Annotated in this window: 15 protein-coding genes, 2 tRNA genes and 1 pseudogene; 10 read left to right on the top strand and 8 right to left on the bottom strand. The window is 71.0% G+C overall.

Features of this window, described 5'->3' with window-relative positions; genetic code table 11:
• Positions 1–28: 28 nt before the first annotated feature.
• From AC507J_RS27395 to AC507J_RS27380, 4 genes are all read right to left on the bottom strand, one after another.
• Positions 29–718: an ABC transporter permease gene (locus AC507J_RS27395; RefSeq protein ID WP_496292512.1), complete on the bottom strand. Its 690-nt coding sequence runs from the start codon at positions 716–718 to the stop codon at positions 29–31.
• Positions 715–1,632: an ABC transporter ATP-binding protein gene (locus AC507J_RS27390; protein WP_496292510.1), complete on the bottom strand. Its 918-nt coding sequence runs from the start codon at positions 1,630–1,632 to the stop codon at positions 715–717. Before AC507J_RS27390 ends, AC507J_RS27395 begins: the two co-directional genes overlap by 4 nt.
• Positions 1,629–2,000 (bottom strand): GntR family transcriptional regulator, encoded by a 372-nt coding sequence (locus AC507J_RS27385; RefSeq protein ID WP_496292508.1) that lies wholly within the window; start codon positions 1,998–2,000, stop codon positions 1,629–1,631. The genes AC507J_RS27390 and AC507J_RS27385 overlap by 4 nt, the downstream gene beginning before the upstream one ends.
• A 212-nt stretch (positions 2,001–2,212) precedes the next feature.
• Entirely contained in the window at positions 2,213–5,617 is a 3,405-nt protein-coding gene (locus tag AC507J_RS27380) for a S8 family serine peptidase (RefSeq protein WP_496292506.1), read from the bottom strand.
• 333 nt (positions 5,618–5,950) lie between these two features.
• Between AC507J_RS27380 and AC507J_RS27375 the strand changes: the two genes are divergently transcribed.
• From AC507J_RS27375 to AC507J_RS27360, 4 genes are all read left to right on the top strand, one after another.
• Complete coding sequence (locus AC507J_RS27375; RefSeq protein WP_496292504.1) at positions 5,951–6,316, top strand: YciI family protein; 366 nt, start codon at positions 5,951–5,953, stop codon at positions 6,314–6,316.
• Positions 6,313–7,569, top strand: a complete 1,257-nt coding sequence (locus tag AC507J_RS27370; protein WP_496292518.1) for an RNA polymerase sigma factor — start codon at positions 6,313–6,315, stop codon at positions 7,567–7,569. Before AC507J_RS27375 ends, AC507J_RS27370 begins: the two co-directional genes overlap by 4 nt.
• Positions 7,570–7,643: 74 nt before the next feature.
• Positions 7,644–8,321: a dihydrofolate reductase family protein gene (locus tag AC507J_RS27365; RefSeq protein WP_496292502.1), complete on the top strand. Its 678-nt coding sequence runs from the start codon at positions 7,644–7,646 to the stop codon at positions 8,319–8,321.
• Positions 8,322–8,526: 205 nt separating this feature from the next.
• Complete coding sequence (locus tag AC507J_RS27360; RefSeq protein ID WP_496292500.1) at positions 8,527–10,686, top strand: DUF4153 domain-containing protein; 2,160 nt, start codon at positions 8,527–8,529, stop codon at positions 10,684–10,686.
• Between the two features lie 118 nt (positions 10,687–10,804).
• Here AC507J_RS27360 and AC507J_RS27355 read toward each other — a convergent pair whose 3' ends face one another.
• Complete coding sequence (locus AC507J_RS27355) at positions 10,805–11,071, bottom strand: acyl-CoA thioester hydrolase/BAAT C-terminal domain-containing protein (protein WP_496292498.1); 267 nt, start codon at positions 11,069–11,071, stop codon at positions 10,805–10,807.
• Positions 11,072–11,221: 150 nt separating this feature from the next.
• On the bottom strand, positions 11,222–12,448 hold the full coding sequence (locus AC507J_RS27350; protein WP_496292496.1) for an epoxide hydrolase family protein: 1,227 nt from the start codon (positions 12,446–12,448) through the stop codon (positions 11,222–11,224).
• Between the two features lie 63 nt (positions 12,449–12,511).
• Here AC507J_RS27350 and AC507J_RS27345 point away from each other — a divergent pair, with 63 nt between their 5' ends.
• From AC507J_RS27345 to AC507J_RS27335, 3 genes and pseudogenes are all read left to right on the top strand, one after another.
• A complete protein-coding gene (locus AC507J_RS27345) occupies positions 12,512–13,492 on the top strand; it encodes a helix-turn-helix transcriptional regulator (protein ID WP_496292494.1) in 981 nt (326 codons plus the stop codon).
• Between the two features lie 172 nt (positions 13,493–13,664).
• Positions 13,665–13,949, top strand: a complete 285-nt coding sequence (locus AC507J_RS27340; protein WP_018787151.1) for a type II toxin-antitoxin system Phd/YefM family antitoxin — start codon at positions 13,665–13,667, stop codon at positions 13,947–13,949.
• Positions 13,946–14,200, top strand: a pseudogene (locus AC507J_RS27335) (Txe/YoeB family addiction module toxin). The gene AC507J_RS27340 and the pseudogene AC507J_RS27335 overlap by 4 nt, the downstream one beginning before the upstream one ends.
• A 293-nt stretch (positions 14,201–14,493) precedes the next feature.
• Here the strand turns inward: AC507J_RS27335 and AC507J_RS27330 are convergent.
• Both AC507J_RS27330 and AC507J_RS27325 read right to left on the bottom strand, forming a co-directional pair.
• Positions 14,494–14,570: transfer RNA gene (locus AC507J_RS27330), tRNA-Ile, on the bottom strand.
• Between the two features lie 283 nt (positions 14,571–14,853).
• A tRNA-Asn gene (locus AC507J_RS27325) sits at positions 14,854–14,926 on the bottom strand.
• 270 nt (positions 14,927–15,196) lie between these two features.
• On the opposite strand from AC507J_RS27325, the gene AC507J_RS27320 reads away from it, so the two are divergent.
• The 3 genes from AC507J_RS27320 to AC507J_RS27310 all read left to right on the top strand — a co-directional run bounded on the left by AC507J_RS27320 (position 15,197) and on the right by AC507J_RS27310 (position 17,126).
• Positions 15,197–15,586 carry a hypothetical protein gene (locus AC507J_RS27320; protein ID WP_496292491.1) on the top strand — a complete coding sequence of 130 codons (390 nt, stop codon included), beginning with the start codon at positions 15,197–15,199 and terminating at the stop codon, positions 15,584–15,586.
• Between the two features lie 26 nt (positions 15,587–15,612).
• Positions 15,613–15,813 carry a hypothetical protein gene (locus AC507J_RS27315; RefSeq protein ID WP_496292489.1) on the top strand — a complete coding sequence of 67 codons (201 nt, stop codon included), beginning with the start codon at positions 15,613–15,615 and terminating at the stop codon, positions 15,811–15,813.
• Positions 15,814–15,917: 104 nt separating this feature from the next.
• Positions 15,918–17,126 (top strand): ROK family transcriptional regulator, encoded by a 1,209-nt coding sequence (locus tag AC507J_RS27310; protein WP_496292487.1) that lies wholly within the window; start codon positions 15,918–15,920, stop codon positions 17,124–17,126.
• Positions 17,127–17,165: the final 39 nt, after the last annotated feature.

Raw genomic sequence — 17,165 nt, 5'->3', positions numbered from 1 at the left:
ACCAGGCGTTAATAAGGGGCCCTTCCTTTCACGGAGTTGCCCGGCGGATGATGAGCCAGCTGACGACGGCGAACGGGAGGGCGAGCAGCGCGGGATAGCCCACCAGCAGGGCCGCGCCGGACTGGTCGGCGAACCAGTCCCCGATCGCCGGCCACCAGCCCCGCCAGGTGACGAGGACGGCAAGTCCACCGAGCACGACCAGCGACACGGTGCCCAGCGCGAGCATGCCGTTTACGCCCCACCGCTTGAACACCAACGCGATGGCCATGCCGAGGAAGCCGAGCAGCAGGAACGGGATGGCGAAGGCGAGGATCTGCAATACCGGGTTCTCCACCAGGAGAGACGGCAGGCCGAAGTAACGCAGCCCCAGGCCCCAGCCTTCGGTCGCCTCCTCGACGACGGCCAGCAGGTAGAGCACCCCGGCGTAGGCGATCGCCTGGGCGCCGAACTGGAGGACGTTGCCGAGGTAGAAGCTGCGGCGCGAGACGCCCAGCCCGATCGCGAACGGGAAGTCCTGCGTGATGGTGGTGATGCAGGCGACGAGCATCACGATGTAGATGCTGGCCAGGCCGCCGGTGGAAGGTGCGGGGTCGTCGCCGATCGAGGCGAAGAGCGCCAGGTTGATGAGGAAGCTGAGGGCGAGGACCCCCCAGGGCCAGCCGACCACGAGGGGCCAGGCGACGAACTGGAGCCGGGCGACGGTCAGGGCTCGGTTCATCGGAGCGCCTCCTTGCTGGTCGCCCCGGCGGTGGCCGGTGCGGCGCCGTTGGTCGCGGTGGTCAGGCGGACGACGGTGTCCTGGAGCGAGGCGGCTTCCAGGGTGAGGCCGAGGGTGCGGGCGCGGTCGTGCTCGGCCGGGCCGAAGTCGCCGCGTACGGTGGCGCGGGCCGTCCCGCCGAGCAGCACCCGGTGCAGTTCGGCACCGGTACGGGCGAACTCGTCCACCGCGGCGACCGGGCCGGAGACGGTGAGCACCTGACCGCGCAGGGTCTCCGCATCCGCATCCAGCAGCAGCCGGCCCGCCTCGATCAGCAGCACATGCTCGATCAGGTCGCTGACCTCGTCGATTAGGTGGGTGGAGAGCACGATCGTGCGCGGGTGTTCGGTGTAGTCGGCAAGCAGGCGGTCGTAGAAGATGTGCCGGGCGACGGCGTCCAGGCCGAGGTACGGCTCGTCGAAGAAGGTGAGCGGGGCCCGGGAGGCCAGCCCGATGATGATGCCGAGCGAGGAGAGCATGCCCCGGGACAGCTTGCGGACGTTGCGCCGCAGCGGCAGCCGGAAGTCGTCGACCAACTGCTTGGCGAACTCGTCGTCCCAGCCCGGGTGGACGAGGCTGGCCGCGCGCAGCACGTAGTGCACCGCCATTGACGGGTACGTCTGGCTCTCCTTGATGAAGGAGATGCGGGAGAGCACCGCCTCATTCTCGTACGGGTGCTGCCCGAAGACGGTGACCTCGCCGGAGGTGGCGAAGTGCTGCGCGGTGAGGATCTGCATCAGGGTGGTCTTGCCGGCGCCGTTGCGGCCCAGCAGGCCATAGATCCGGTTCGCGGTGAGCGAGAGGTTCACCCCGTCCAGGGCGGTGACGTCCCGGTACCGTTTGGTGAGGTCGGTGGCGGTGACGACGGGGCTCATCGGGTCTCCTCCCAGGTGTCGATCATGTGTTTGAGCTCCGCCGGGTCGATGCCGAGCTTGCGCGCCTCGGTAAGCAGCGGTTGCACGTACTGCCGGGCGAACTCGTCACGGCGCCGGCCGCGCAGCTTGGCGCGGGCGCCGGAGGAGACGAACATCCCGATTCCTCGTTTCTTGTAGAGCGTTCCGTCGTCGACAAGCTTGTTGACGCCCTTGGCGGCGGTGGCGGGGTTGATCCGGTGGAAGGCCGCCAACTCGTTTGTCGACGGCACCTGCGCCTCCTCCGGGAGGGTCCCGTCCAGGATCGAGTTCTCCAGCAGCTCGGCGATCTGAAGGAAGATCGGCCGCCCGTCCTCCATCACGTCCGCCACCGTGGTTCGCCACCCTGGTTGGCCGGTTTACTACTCATGTAACTAACCATGCAACCAGAGCGGCTCCGCTGTCAAGCAGACGGACGTGCCGCCCGGTCGTAATGACCCGGGCGGCACGTCAACGGTGGCCGCTGCCGCCGCACGTCGCACGCAGCGGCAGCGGCCAGCGGATGGTCAGGCGTTAACAGGGGGCCCCTGCTCTACACCAGGCGTTAGAAGGGGGCCCCTCCTTTCAGCCGGTAGGCGCGGATGATCGTCTGGTCGACGGTGTTGCCCTGCCGGTCGACGACCGAGGTACGCAGCGACACGTACCCGCCACCACGGGGATGCTGGACCGTCGCGGTCCAGTTCTTGCCGGTGGCCTTGACCTGGGCCGGCTGCCAGGTCTTGCCGTCGTCGTACGAGACCTGCACGGTGACCTGCTTCGGCTTGACCGAGGTCCCTCCGTTGCCGACCACCCGCAGCGGGATGTCGAAGCGCTGGCCGGCGGGTGCCGCGGCGTCGCGGTCGAGCTTCGGGTCGTACCGCACCACCATCACCGGGAGCAGCGCCCAGTCCTCGCCGGCCGGCCGGGCGGAGCGGAACCGCCAGGTCAGCGCGACCTCGGTGGAGAGTTCGGTGATGCTACGCCGGGCCGAGGCCTCCAGTCGGTACGCCGCCGGTTCCGCCGGCACCTCGAAGATGCCGAAGCCGGCCTCCTGTGCGCCGGTCCATTCGTCGATCAGTTCGTCGCCCCGGTAGAGCGCGGTCCGCTCGGCGTCCGCGGCAGAGATGCCGCCGTGCCCGGCCGCGTCACCGTGCAGCGGGATGTCGACCAGGATCAGGTCCTCGATCCGGCCCGCGCTGCCGCTCGGGCTTTCGGTCCGCGGCAGGGCCGGCCCGATCGGCGCGACGTTCCAGACGTCCTGGTAGGACCGGCCGGCCCGGTACCGCTTGGCCTCGTCGAAGAGCACCTTCCGGAACTCCCCGTACTCCTCGTCCTCGGGTCGCTGCTCGAAGTAGAGGCTGCCGTACCAGGCGACGCCCTTGGTGCTGTGGTACTCGGTCCACCTGTCGCCCACCGGCACCGGCATGCCGAAGGTCGACCCGTACACGCCGTCGAACTCGCCGGACATCTCCCGATCGACGTGGTTGCCGACCCGTTCGCCGCGCAACTCGTGCCGCACCGTGGCCAGTTCCGATCGCCGGACGTCCTTCCGGTACCCGGTGGGCAGCCGGCCCGGGAATCCCTCACCCAGGTGATAGAGGTACGGGCCGCTGGCGGACCCGCCGGGCCTCAGCCACTGGTGCGCGACGAAACTGCTGATGTGGTCGGCGGTCTTCCGGCTACCGAGTTGGGCCGAGTGGACGCTGGCGAAGTCTTCGGCCGCGACGCCGACCCGCCCGTACCCCTCGAACATCTCCACCGACACACCGGTCTGGAGCAGCACCGGACGGGCGGCACGGTCCGGCACGGTCACCGCGATCGGTCTGGCCTTCCGGGCGTCCAGGTCGACCGTCGCGTCCCGGGTCAGGTTGATCTCGGGCCGGGCCAGCAGGCTGCTGCGCACCTGGTCGCCGAGTTCGTCGATGACGCTTGTCACGGCGTACCGGCCGGCGGGGACCCGGAGGGTGGCGCGGCCCTCGACCGCTTCGAAGATGGCCTTCAACTCCGGCCCGTCAATGCCGCTGACCAGGGTGAAGAAGGCGTCGGCCGGCCCACCGGTGGAGTCGAGGTGGTTGACCGTCAGGTTGTAGCTCTCCACCTCGCGGTGCACCCCGACCGGAACGACAGTGCGGAACTCACCGGCGGTGGCGACCAGATGCCCGCTGTAGTAGCCGTCCACCCCGTCGACGCTGGTGTCCACGGTGGCCGCCACCTCGGTGGTGCCGCCCGCCGGCACGGTGACCTGGGGCGCGCCGGTGCGGAACATGCCCTCCGGCGCCGGCTTGCCGTCCGGGCCGGTGACCTGCCAGGTCAGGTCGAGGGTGAGCGCCACGGTCCCGTCGTTGCGGTACGTCACGGTCCGGGTGATCGGGTCGTCGTCATGGTGCGGCCAGAGCGTGCGGCCGTACGACACGCTCGGCGGATCGGCGGTCACCGGCTGGCCGATGGCCCGCGCCACGTCGACCAGGCCCGCCCCCTGCTGGTACGCGGTGTCACCCGGCCGTGGGTTGGCCGAGCCCATCAGGGTGGCCTTGAGCCGGGTCGCGTCCCACTCGGGGTGCTGCTGGGCGAGCAGCGCCGCCGCGCCCGCGACGTGCGGGGCGGCCATCGAGGTGCCGGACTCGGCGACGTAGTGTTCGCCGACCGGGATGCCCATCACGCCCTCGGCCGCCTTCGCCGCGACGATCCCGACCCCGGGGGCGGTGATGTCCGGCTTCACCGCGTCGTCACCGGTCCGCGCGCCCCGGCTGGAGAAGTCGGCGAGGGAACCGTCCCGGTCGACCGCACCGACGGTCAGCGCGGCGTCCGCGCTGCCCGGCGAGCCGACCGTACGCTCGGCCGGTCCGGCGTTGCCGGCGGAGATCACGAAGAGCGCCCCGGTCTGTGCGGTGAGCGTGTTCACCGCTTCCTCGAACGGGTCGATCTCCGGCCCGTCAGAGCCGCCGAGGCTCATGTTGATGACCTCGGCCTGCTTCTCCACGGCGGCCCAGTGCATCGCCTCGATGATCGCCGAGTCGTCGCACCAGTAGTCGCAGACCTTTGCCGATACCAACTTGGCGTCCGGGGCGACCCCCCGGTACCTCCCGTCCGAGGCGGCACCGCTGCCGGCGATGGTCGACGCCACGTGCGTGCCGTGCCCGAACCGGTCCACCGCGTCGGTGTCCGGCAGGAAGCTGACCGCCTCGGTCACCACGTCGGCCAGGTCGGGATGGGTCAGGTCGACGCCACTGTCGATGACCGCCACGGTCACCCCGGCGCCGGTGAACCCGGCCTCGTACGCCGCCGGCGCCCCGATCTGCTGCACGCCCCGGTCCACCGCCGGCCGACGCTTGCCGTCGAGCCAGATCCGCTCGATCCCGGCGACGCCACCGGCGTCGACCGCCCGATCGGCGGTCAGGCCCGTCCAGACCTCGGCCAGGTCGTCCTTTGCCGCGCTCACCGCCGCGCCCTCGATTGCCGGAAGGTCCCGGTCGACGCGGACCTCGGCACCGGGCAGCGGCGAGCCACCCCGCCGGGCGGCCGACCCGTCCGGGTACGCCACGATCATCGGCAGTCGTTCGCGCGCCGCGTCGTGGTAGCCGTACTCGATCAGCTTGCTTACGTTGAACAGCCGGCGGTCCAGCACGCCGGAGCCGATCAGCGGTATCGCGTCCGTGGGTACGACGTGCAGCTCACCGTCGATCTCGTGGGTGGTGAACCGGATGTTCGCGCGGTCCTTCGCCGGGCGGATCGTCACCCGGTCGGTCCGGTCGACCGTGACCCGGTCACCGGTGATCAGCGTGACCGTGGCTGGTTGGTCGACGCCCACCGCCGCCGGCACAGCGCCCCGACCCGGTGCACCGCCCCGACCCGGTTCGCTGCCCCGACCCGGTTCGCTGCCCCCGCCGGGCGCGGCCCAGCCGGGTTGCCCCAGCCCCAGGACGAGAACGGCGGCCAGTCCGGCCGCCCCGACCCGTCTGTGTCTCCTCACCAAAGACCTCCCCATCGAAGGATCGAGAACTACGAACATTCTCCGGAGAAGAGATAAGAATCCTGTTAGGACGATCTAGCGAAAATCTGTCGGTTACCGGTCGCTCCGATCAGCCGACGATCCCGGCCAGGCTGAACCCGAGGAACCCGGTCAGGAGCAGGAGGAGCAGCGCCACCGCGATCCCGACGCCGACGATCGGTCTGTGCGCCGGCCAGGGCTGCGGCGGCGGGCCGAGCGCGCCGCCACCCGACTTTCAGCCGCTCTGCCTGCTACAACAGGGCGTCAGGAAGAGTGCCTGGCAACCTGTCCGGGAAACCGAGCTGAAGGTGTCGGATGAAGTACCTGATGTTGATCTACGGAAACGAAGCGGTCTGGAGCAGCCTGCCCGAGGGTGAGCTGGCCACGCTGATCGGTGAGGTGAACGCCTTCAACGAGGCGCTGCGCGCCTCCGGCGAGTTGCTGGACGCGCAGGGGTTGCAGACCCGGCCCCGGGCGGTGCGCATCGTCGAGGGCGCGCCCGTGGTCACCGACGGGCCGTACCTGGAGGCCAAGGAGTACGTCGGCTCGTACTTCGTGGTCGACGTGGCAAGTGAACAGCGGGCGATGGAGATCGCCCGGTCGTACCCGGGGCTGCGGTTCGCCGCCGGGGCGGGTGGCGGTCTGGAGGTCTGGCCCCTGATGACCCGGGACGAGCACTGAGCCTCGACGAGGCCGACGTCGACCTGCTGCGCCGGCTCGCCCCACAGGTGCTCGGTGCCCTGGTGCGCCGGCACGGCGACTTCGCCCGGGCCGAGGACGCGGTGCAGGACGCCCTCGTCGCCGCCGTCGAGCAGTGGCCAAGTGTGGGCGTACCGGAGCATCCCGCCGGCTGGCTGCACACCGTGGCCAGCCGCCGCTACGTCGACCAGGTACGCGCCGAGGCCGCCCGGACCCGCCGGGAGCGTACGGTGCTCGACGCCACCCCACGGGACGCGCTTGTCGCGCCGCCACCCGACGTCGAGGCGCCCCGCGACGACCTGCTGGAGCTGTTCCTGCTCTGCTGCCATCCGGCGTTGCCCGCGCCCGCGCAACTGGCCCTCACCCTGCGCGCGGTGGGCGGGCTGACCACCGCCGAGATCGCGGCGGCCTTCCTGGTGCCGGAGAAGACCATGGGGCAGCGGATCTCCCGGGCCAAGCAGCGGCTCCGGGAGGCGGGCGCCCGGTTCGGTCCGCCAACGGTTGCGGAGCAGGGGCCACGGCTGGCCGTGGTCCGCCAGGTGCTGTACCTGATGTTCAACGAGGGCTACACCGCGAGCAGCGGCCCGGCACTGCGCCGGCCCGACCTGGCCCGGCAGTCGCTGCGGCTGGCTCGCCGGCTGCACGAGCGGCTGCCCGACGACGGCGAGACGGCGGGACTGCTGGCGCTGATGCTGCTGACCGAGGCGCGGGCCGCCACCCGGGTCGGCCCGGACGGCGAGTTGGTGCCGCTGGCCGAGCAGGACCGTCGGCGGTGGGACGAGGCGGCCATCGCCGAAGGCTGTGCTCTGGTGACCCGGAGCCTGTCGACCTCGCCGCCGGGGCCGTACCAGATCCAGGCCGCCATCGCGGCGGTGCACGCCGAGGCGCCGAGCACGGAGGCGACCGACTGGCCGCAGGTGCTCGCCCTCTACGAGCTGCTGGAGCGGCTGGCGCCCAATCCGGTGGCCACCCTGAACCGGGCGGTGGCGGTCGGCATGGTGCACGGCCCCGCCGCCGGGCTGGACCTGTTGGCGGAGTTGGAGTCGGGGTTGCTCGCCGGACATCACCGGCGGTACGCCGTCCGGGCCCACCTGCTGGAGCTGGCCGGTGACCGGGCTGCCGCCGCCGCGGCGTGGCGGCAGGCGGCCCGGCTCGCCGGCAGCGAGCCCGAACGGCGGTACCTGCTCGGCCGGGCCACCGGATCGGGTGACCTGGATCACGTCGAGGATCGGTAGAAGTGGCGGTCGCGCCTCCGATCCACAGGTGAGCCGGCCCCGAGACGGGTGCCGCCGAACCGAGAGGAACGAACGTGACCAAGGTGACCGCGCAGCTGTCGGTGTCGCTTGACGGGTTCTACGCCGGCCCACGACACGACGGCGACGGCGACTGGCTGACCTCGGCGGAAAGCCACGGCTTCTTCCGGGTGACCCGCTGGGCCACCGAGGCGATGGCCTGGCGGGAGCGGCAGGGCATCGCCGGCGGCCAGCAGGACGTCAACTCCGAGATCATCGCGGAGTCGTTCGGCGCCGCTGGCGCGTACGTGATGGGCCGCCGGATGGCCGACGGCGGTGAGGTGCCCTGGGGCGACGAGCCGCCGTTCCGCGCCCCGGTCTTCGTGGTGACCCACCGGCCCCGCGAGCGGCTGGTACGCCAGGGCGGCACCAGCTTCACCTACGTCACCGACGGGGTGGCGAGCGCGGTGGCGCAGGCCCGGGCCGCGGCGGGCGGCAAGGACGTGGCGGTGGCCGGCGGCGGCAGCCTGGTCCGGCAGGTGCTGCGCGCCGGCCTGCTCGACGAGCTGGAACTGCACGTGGTGCCGGTCGTGTTGGGCACCGGAATGCGCCTGCTCGACGCCGACCTCGGCCTCGACGAGTTCGAGGCGATCGAACTGACGCCCACCCGCGTGGTGCCCGACCCCAAGGTCACCCATATCCGGTACGCGGTGACCGGCCGCGCTCCCCTCACCCTCGACACCCGTGGACGGTAAGGAAGGGCCCCCTATTAACGCCTCGTGTAGAGGAAGGGCCCCTTCTTAACACTTCTCTCGAGGCGCGGTGCAGCCGCCGGCACCGGTACGGGACAACGCGATCGGGCGGCCGGCCCTAGAGTGACGGCAACTTTCGATCTAGGAGGGCGCGGTGTCCGAGCCGCCACCCGTCGGGCATTCCTCGAGCAGCGAAGAAGCCCACGAAGTGCCCGTCCCCAGCGCTGCCGGCGCGGCGGATCCGGTGGGGACGGCACCCCAGCTGCTGGTCGTGCCGCCCACCGCCGGGCTGTCGCCCATCGTCTGGCCCGGCCCCGCCGACCAGCCCGCCTGGGCCATTCCGGTGACCGTCCCGCCGGGCACCAGGGGTTACGCCATCTTCCTTCCCCTGGTGGCGGCAGCCGACGAGCCGACCCCGGGTGAAGCCGGCACGGAACCGGCGACGCCGGCCGGCAAGGAAACCCCAGCGGCAGCCGGCACCGGCGCGGCGACAGCACCAGCCGCGGTAGCGCCGGTCGATGCAGCGCCGGCCGGACAAGGCACGGCGGCAACACCGGCCGGCACGGGTACGGCGGCAGCGTCGGCCGAGGTGGAAGTAGCCGAGGCGCCGAGGACGAGGGAAGAAGCCGCACCGGCGACGGAAGCGGCGACGGCACCGGCGACGGAAGCCGCACCACCGGCGACGGAAGCGGCGACGGCTGCGGGAGCCGCACCACCGGCGGCACCGGCGGAGGAAGCGGCACCGGCGGCGGTTGGCGGGTTCGGGTCCGTGCCGGCGGTGGGCGGCCGTGGCCCGCAGCCGGCGCCGTTCGCCTACCCGATGGCCAACTCGCCGTACGACTTCCGGCGGCAACCCCTGCCGCCGTCCTTTATGGAGCGAGCTTGGCCCGGGCCCGCGCCGGCCGACGACCGGTCCACGGTCCTGGCCGTGCTGGCCGGCGCACTGGGAGTGGCGGCGCTCGTGCCGCTCGGTCGTACCGGCATCGGCTGGTTCCTCGGCTGGCTGGTGCTCACCGCCGGCGTCATCATGGCGGTGTGGCGGCACACCGCCCGGTTGCCCCGTGCCGAGCGTTGGGTCCGGGCCGGTTGGGCGGGTGCCGCGCTGGCGTTGCTCGCGGTGCTCGGCTTCCGCAACGCCTGGTGGCTTGTGACGTTCTGCGTGCTCGGGGCGCTGGGCTGTGCGGCCCTGGCGATCGTCGGCGGTCGGCGACTCAGATCCATCCTGTTCAGCCTGGCCGCCGCGCCGATAGCCGCGATCCGCGGCCTGCCCTGGGTGCGTACCCACATCCGGGCCCCCGGCAGTCCCGGCGCCGGGCGCCGCGTCGTCGGGTCGGTGGTCGCCACCGTGGTCGTGCTGCTGGTCTTCGGCCCGCTGCTCGCCTCCGCCGACGCCGCCTTCTCCCAGGTGCTCGGTGCCGTCACCCCGGAGATCAGCGTCGGTGGCGTGTTCCGGTGGCTGTTCCTCGCAGCGATGGGTGGCCTGATCGCGGTGGCGGCCGTCTACACGATCGCCGCACCGCCCGATCTGACCGCCGTGGACCGGCCCACCAACCGCCGGGTCGGCCTGGTCGAGTGGGCGCCGCCGATCGCCACCCTGACGGCCCTGTTCGCCGGCTTCGTCGCGGTGCAGTTCACCGTGCTCTTCGGCGGGCAACGGCACGTGCTGAAGACCACCGGCCTCAGCTACGCCGAGTACGCCCGCAGCGGCTTCTGGCAACTGGTCGTCGTCACCATGCTGACCCTGGCGGTGCTCGGCGTGGTGACCCGGTGGGCCCGCCGGGACCGGCCCCTGGACCGGGTGCTGCTGCGGGTCCTGCTCGGCCTGCTCAGCGCGCTGACCGTGGTCATCGTGGTGTCGGCACTGTCCCGGATGTACACGTACCAGAAGGTGTACAGCTTCACCGGTGAGCGGATCTTCGTGATGGCGTTCGAGCTGCTGCTCGGTGCCGTCTTCCTGATGATCCTGGTGGCCGGCATCCGCTGGCGCGGCGGTTGGATCCCGCGCCTGGCGGTGGCGCTCGGGGTGGCGATGCTGCTCGGGCTGGCGGTGCTCAATCCTGAGGACTACGCGGCGCGCCGCAACGTCGCCCGGTACGAGCAGACCGGCCGGATCGACGCCTGGTACCTACGGGCGCTCTCCGCCGACGCCACGCCCGCCCTGGCCGCCCTGCCCGATCCGGTACGCCGCTGCACGCTGAGCTGGATCGCCGACGACCTGGCCGAGTCGGACCCCTGGTACGCCTGGAACCTGGGCCGCGACCGGGCCCGGGCGGTGCTCGACCGGTTGGGCCCCGACGCCATCGGCAACCAGCGCGACTGCCGCCGCGCCGACCAGTTCGACCTGCCGAAGACCCGCCCGCCGCGCTGACCGACCCAAGCAACCGAGCCCGGCGCGGCGGCCGAGCCCGGCGCGACGGCCGAGCCCGGCGCGACGGCCGAGCCCGGCGCGACGGCCGAGCCCGGCGCGACGGCCGAGCCCGGCGCGATCAGGAGCTGGCCAGGAAATCGAGAACCTGGGGCCAGCCGTCGCGCCGGGCTGCGGCGTCGCCCGGCCGGGTGCCGCCGAGGGACAGGTCACCGGTGGGCGTCCGGTACACCGTCGTCGTCGGCAGGTACGGGAAGGTGCCGACCCGGTGGCCCGAGTCCGGATAGAACAGCGCGCGGTGCGGTGTCTCGCCGAGGGCGTGTATCAGTCTGGCGGTGAACCAGGCCGCCGGCCAGACCTCGTCGTCCTCGGCCGTCGCCGGCCCCACGGTCGAGGAGCACCTCACCGACGCCGACGGCGACCGCGCCACAGTGCTGGAGGTGCCGGTCCGCGTCGCCGCCGCCCAGCCGGGATAGCCGCGACTCCGGCCCGCAGCACGCGCGAAAGGCCGCGGCGGCGCGGTCAGCGGGCGCTCACGTCAACGGAGCTTCCGAAAGAACTCGCGAAGATCGTCGATCAACAGGTCCGGTGCTTCCATCGAGAGGAAGTGGCCGCCCCGGTCCAGTTCCGTCCAGTGCACGATGTTGTGATCCCGCTCCGCCCAACGGCGGATCGTCACGTCATGAACGGAGACGAGCACACCGGTTGGTACCGTCCCGCGCTGGCTGCCGGCCCAGTCCTCTGCACCCCAGCCAGTACTGCTCGCGGTGCTGTCGCCCGAACCGTCGTCCCACTCGCCGCCGGCCCCGCTCCAGTCGGTCGCGGAGATCGCCTCGTAGTAGACCTGCGCTGCCGACCCGGCCGTGCCGGTCAGCCAGTACAGCGAGACATCGGTCAGGATGCGATCACGGCTGATGCTCTCCTCTGGCAGGCCGTCCTCCGGATCGGTGAGCTCCTTGAACTTCTCCACGATCCAGGCGAGCTGGCCCACCGGTGAATCGTGCAGCCCATAGCTCACCGTCTGGGGCCGCTTGGAGTTGCACTGCAGGTAGCCGTCGTTGAAGTCCTGCATCGCCTGCCAGCGGCGCTGCTCGATGTCGTTGAGACCATCCATCTCGCCGTCGACGCCGATCGGGAAGGTGATCATGGCGTTGACATGGACGCCGACGACGCGGCTCGGATCTCGCTTTGCCAACTCGGGAGCCACCCATGAGCCCGTGTCATAACCCTGGACGCCATAGCGTTCGTAGCCGAGCAGGGACATCAACTGCGCCAACACTCCGGCCATCCTGGCGGGATTCATGCCGGGCCCGGCCAGGGGCGTGGAGAATCCGAATCCCGGCAACGACGGTATGACCAGGTGGAACGCGTCGGCCGGGTCACCACCGTACCTGCCTGGATCCGACAGCGGTCCGACGACGTCGAGGAAGTCCACGACGCCACCCGGCCAGCCGTGCAGCAGCAGCAATGGCATCGCGTCCGGCTCGGGCGAAGGCACGTGCAGAAAGTGGACGTTCTGCCCGTCGATCGTGGTGAGGTACTGCGGGTGCTCGTTGAGCGCCGCCTCGTGCACCCGCCAGTCGTAGCCGGTACGCCAGTACTCAGCCAGATCCTTCAGGTAGCCGACCGGCACACCTCTGCTCCAGCCCACGCCCGGCAACTCCGCCGGCCAACGGGTGTTCGACAACCGGGCGTTCAGGTCATCGAGTTGCGCCTGTGGGATCTCGATCCGGAAGGGTCGAACCTCCGGTGCCTTCTCCGTCATGACAGCCACGCTAGAGATCGCTTAGGACAGCTCCGGTCCTAAAAATGCGAGAAGCTTGATCCCATGCTCGAAACCTCGGCGCGGCTGCTCAGATTGCTGTCGCTCCTGCAGACCCACCGTGACTGGTCCGGCAGCGACCTGGCTGAACGCCTCGGTGTCACCACCCGTACCGTGCGTCGGGACATCGAACGACTGCGTGAGCTCGGCTACCCGGTGCATGCCACCCAGGGTGCCGCCGGTTACCGGCTCGGTGCGGGCGCGTCACTGCCGCCCCTGCTACTCGATGACGACGAGGCGGTCGCGGTGGCGATCGGCCTGCGCACCGCCGCAGGCGGCACGGTCACCGGAATCGAGGAGACCTCGTTGCGGGCCCTCACCAAACTCGAGCAGGTGTTACCGCCCCGGCTCCGGCACCGGATGAACACCTTGCAGAAGGCGACCGTCCGAGTTGGCGGCAGCGGGCCGACGGTCAGCCCGGACATCCTGATGACCATCGCCGACGCGTGTCGACGACACGAAGGGCTACGCTTCGACTACGCCAGCCCTCGCGGCGGCGACACGCTCCGCTCGGTCGAACCGCACACCCTGGCCAACTTCGGCCGGCACTGGTATCTCGTCGCCTGGGACCTCGACCGCGACGACTGGCGAACCTTCCGGGCGGACCGATTGACACCGCGTACGCCCAACGGCCCGTCGTTCACCCCGCGCCAACCACCCGACGGCGACATCGCGACCTACCTGTCCCACCAGCTGTCCTCCCGGACCTGGCCCTACCGGGCAACCGTGACCTTGCACGACTCCGCCGAAGCGCTCGCCGACCGGATCTGGCCCGGCATGGGGGTCGTCGAGGCGGTCGACGACGAGCGTTGCCTGATGCATGTCGGTGCCGACACCCCCTCGGCACTGGTCTGGATGATCACGTCGGTGGACGTCGACTTCACCCTCACCAGCGGCCCACCCGAACTCGTCGAGGCACTCCGTGCCCAGGCCGTTCGCTGCCAACTCGCGATACAGGCCACGCCAGGGCACACCCGCGATCGGTAAGAAACGGAAGTGGAGAAGGTGCCACCGCGAACCAGTCGGCGACCATCGCCGGCGAGCCGCTCCGCTACGCCCGCGCCGCTCCTGGGCTTGATCGACACTAAAGGCCAGACGTTGGGCCATCTGACACGCCCCGCGAGCTTGTACAAATTGTTGTACGTAACGTTGGGGCAGTATGCGCACCGTTCCCTACTCTGAAGTCCGACAGAACCTGGCCAAGATGCTCGACCATGTCGTGGACGACGCCGAGGAAGTGGTGGTCACCCGCTCCGGCCGGGAGGCCGCGGTCATCATCTCGCTGCGCGAGTACGAGTCGTTGAAGGAGACGGCCTACCTGATGGCCAGCCCCGCCAACGCGCGCCGCCTGAATGAAGCCGTCGAAGAGCTGCGCAACGGGGGTGGGGAGATGCACGATCTGATCGATCCCGACGCCAGTTCAGGCGAGGCGTCGGCAGCGTGAAGGTCCAGTTTGCCGGCCGAGGCTGGGAAGACTATCTGACCTGGCAACGAGATCGTCAGATGCTCAAACGAGTGAACGCGTTGATCGAGGACATCCGACGCAACGGCCACCAAGGCATCGGCAAACCGGAGCAGCTCCGCGGCAACTGGGCGGGATTCTGGTCGAGACGCATCGACTAGGATCACCGTCTCGTATGCCGGATCGTAGACGACACAGTGCAGATCGCGCAGTGCCGCTACCACTACGAATGAGGTAAGCCGGCCACTACCGTTCACCGGGGGACACCACCCTGCTGCGGTCCGCGTCCGATCGTCATGCAACTCGCCGTAGGGTCATCGCCCGGCCCGTGCCGCCCACCCTCGCGGCCACCCGGCCGCCGTTCGGTCGACCAGTGCCGGCCGCAACGACGAACCCTCGTCATCGTTACCCGGGGGCACACGAGCAACGAGCCCCGCACTGTCGACCTGGCGCTGACCTGGCACGGCACCCACCGCCGGTTCGCCTAATGGTCGATCAGCCCTGAAGGAATTGCCGGTCATGACACTGGTGGGGCGGGCGGGGCTCGAACCCGCGACCGAGGGATTATGAGTCCCCTGCTCTAACCGGCTGAGCTACCGCCCCGGCAACAGGGCGGATCTTATCCCGCCCGGTCGATCAACGGCCAGCGTCACGGTCTCTACTCGCCGGCGTCTCCCCCGCACCAGCAGCGCGATGGGCAACGCGAGGATAGCAACGAGCCGCCGGCTGGCCGTGCCGTTGGGGGCGTGGCGAGGTTGTGGGGCGTATGGTCCGCGATTCTGCTCCGGTGTGCTGCGGGCGGCAGGGTGATGACGGGCGGCAGGGCGGACGGTCGTCAACGAGGAACGCCCACCGGCTGGCCGGTGGGCGTCGTGGTGAGGAAAAGCTCCCCCGTTTGGACTCGAACCAAAAACCTGCCGGTTAACAGCCGGCTGCTCTGCCAATTGAGCTACGGGGGACTGCATCATCGCCCGGTGGGATCTCTCCGCGCCGAGCGACGGGGACAAGACTACAGGATCACAGGGGGTCTTGGTCCAGGGGGTTACCTCCTGCGGGGCAACCTTGAGAATCGGATTAGTGGGACAAATCGTCATCCCAGCACAAGGAGGTATGAGCGGAGAGCAGGATGGGTAGTTAGCTGCCGACGACAGGACGCAGGCGCGAACGGGTCGGTCCCGCCACGGAGACGAGGGCGGGACGACGGCGCGTCAGGTACGAGAGGAGCCGCCATGCGCGGAAAGATCATGTTCCTTGGCGGGCTGGCTGCAGGGTTCGTCCTGGGCGCCCGTGCCGGCCGGGAGAAGTACGAGGAGCTGGTGGTTCAGGGCCGCAAGGTGCTCGACCACCCGACCGTCCAGGAGGCGGCCGGGGTCGCGCAGGCCCAGGCGAGCCGGCTCTACCACGAGGGCAAGGACAAGCTCGGTCACTCGAAGCTGGGCGAGAAGCTGAGCCCGAACGGCAAGCAGGGGCTCACCCCGGCCGACGACACCTTCGCCGGCACCCCTGCCACGGCCGGCAGCAAGTCGGGCTCGATCTCGTCGAGCTCGACCACCAGCTCGACGTCGGCTACCCCCCGCAGCAAGCCGTCGAGCTCCGGCACCAACGGCAGCAGCATCTGAGTCACACCCGAACGGGCCCGGCCGCCATGCTGGCGGCCGGGCCCGTTCGTTGTCCGTGCGGCGAGGGGGACATCGACTACGGAAACTTCTTCGCCAACATGGGCGCGAAGGGCTACCACAACCCGATGTGGGAGCAGGACAACGCACCCGGCGGCGCCGCCGACCCGGGCCGCTCGCTGCGGTACGCCGAAGTGAGCTACCGGCACATGTCGGGTCTGCGGGGCTGAGGTCGTCCTCGGGCCCGCGGAGCTGACGGACCCGAGACATGTACCCGGGGGCCGCGTCCGTCAATGGACGCGGCCCCTGCCGGCCACAGACCCGAAACACCGGCGTGGAAGACTCCGGGCGGGAGGTGGTGGCGGTGGTGCTGCTCCGGCCGGAGAATCCGCAGCAGGCACGGCTGGTCCGGTTGCTGCGCGACGACGGTCCCCGGTCCCGGGTGGAGTTGGGCGACGCCCTGGGCCTGTCCCGGTCGACGCTCACCGCCGAGCTGGACCGACTCGTCGCGCGTGGGCTGGTCGAGACCGCCGGACCTGCGGCTTCCCGCGGCGGGCGCCGGTCGTCGATGCTGCGCCTCGCCGGCGGGGTGCGCTTCGCAAGCGTGGTCGTCGCGGCGGATCGGATCGGTGTGGCGGTGACCGACGGTGAGTTGCGTCCGCTGGCCGAGGCGGGCGCACCGGTCGACGTCCGAGGCGGGCCGGAGCCGGTGATCGCCCGCGCCGTCGAGCTGGTCGAGAAGCTTCGCGCCGACCTGGGCATCGCCGAGTTCACCGGGGTCGGCGTCGCCCTGCCCGGGCCGGTGGACGGCAGCGTGTCGGTCGCGCCGGCCGTGCTGCCCGGATGGCAGCGCTTCCCCGTCCGCGACGCCTTCGCCACCGAGCTGGGCTGTCCGACGCTCGTCGACAACGACGCCAACGTGTTCGCCCTCGGCGAGCAGCACGCCGGGATCGGCCGTACCTTCGAGGACTTTCTCTTCCTGAAGCTCGGCCCGGCGATCGGCTGCGGGCTGGTCCTCGGCGGCTCGCTGCACCGGGGCGCGACCCGCAGCGCGGGCGACGTCGCGCACCTGCCCCTCGACGAGGACGGGCCGGTCTGCGGCTGTGGGGAGGTCGGCTGCCTCGAGGCGTACTGCGGCGATGCCGGGCTGGTCCGGGCGGCGCTGGCGACCGCCCGTTCGGGCCGCTCCGCCGCGCTCGCGGCCCGGCTGGCCGAGGCGGGCACGCTCACCGTGCCGGACATCGCCGCGGCCGCGACCGCTGGCGACCCGGCCACCCAGGCCCTGGTCCGCGACGCCGCCCGTCGGCTCGGTCAGGCGCTCGTCGGTCTGGTCAGCTTCGTCAATCCCGGCATCGTCGTGATCGGCGGCGCGCCCGAGGGGCTCGGGCACGTCCTGCTCGCCGAGATCCGGGGCGTGGTCTACCGGCGGTCGGCGCCGCTGGCGACCGGCACCATGCCGATCGTCCTCTCCGACCTGGCGGACCGGGCCGGGCTGGTGGGCGCGGCCCGCCTGGTCAGCGAGCACGTCTTCAGCGCAGGCTGAGCCACGGCCCGGGGGGCGGAGTCAGTGCCGGCTGAGCCG

It is taken from the genome of Micromonospora sp. PRAS1 (assembly GCF_059553435.1).
Note: the sequence above shows the minus strand (reverse complement) of the source record. Positions and strands in the feature narration are given on the sequence as shown.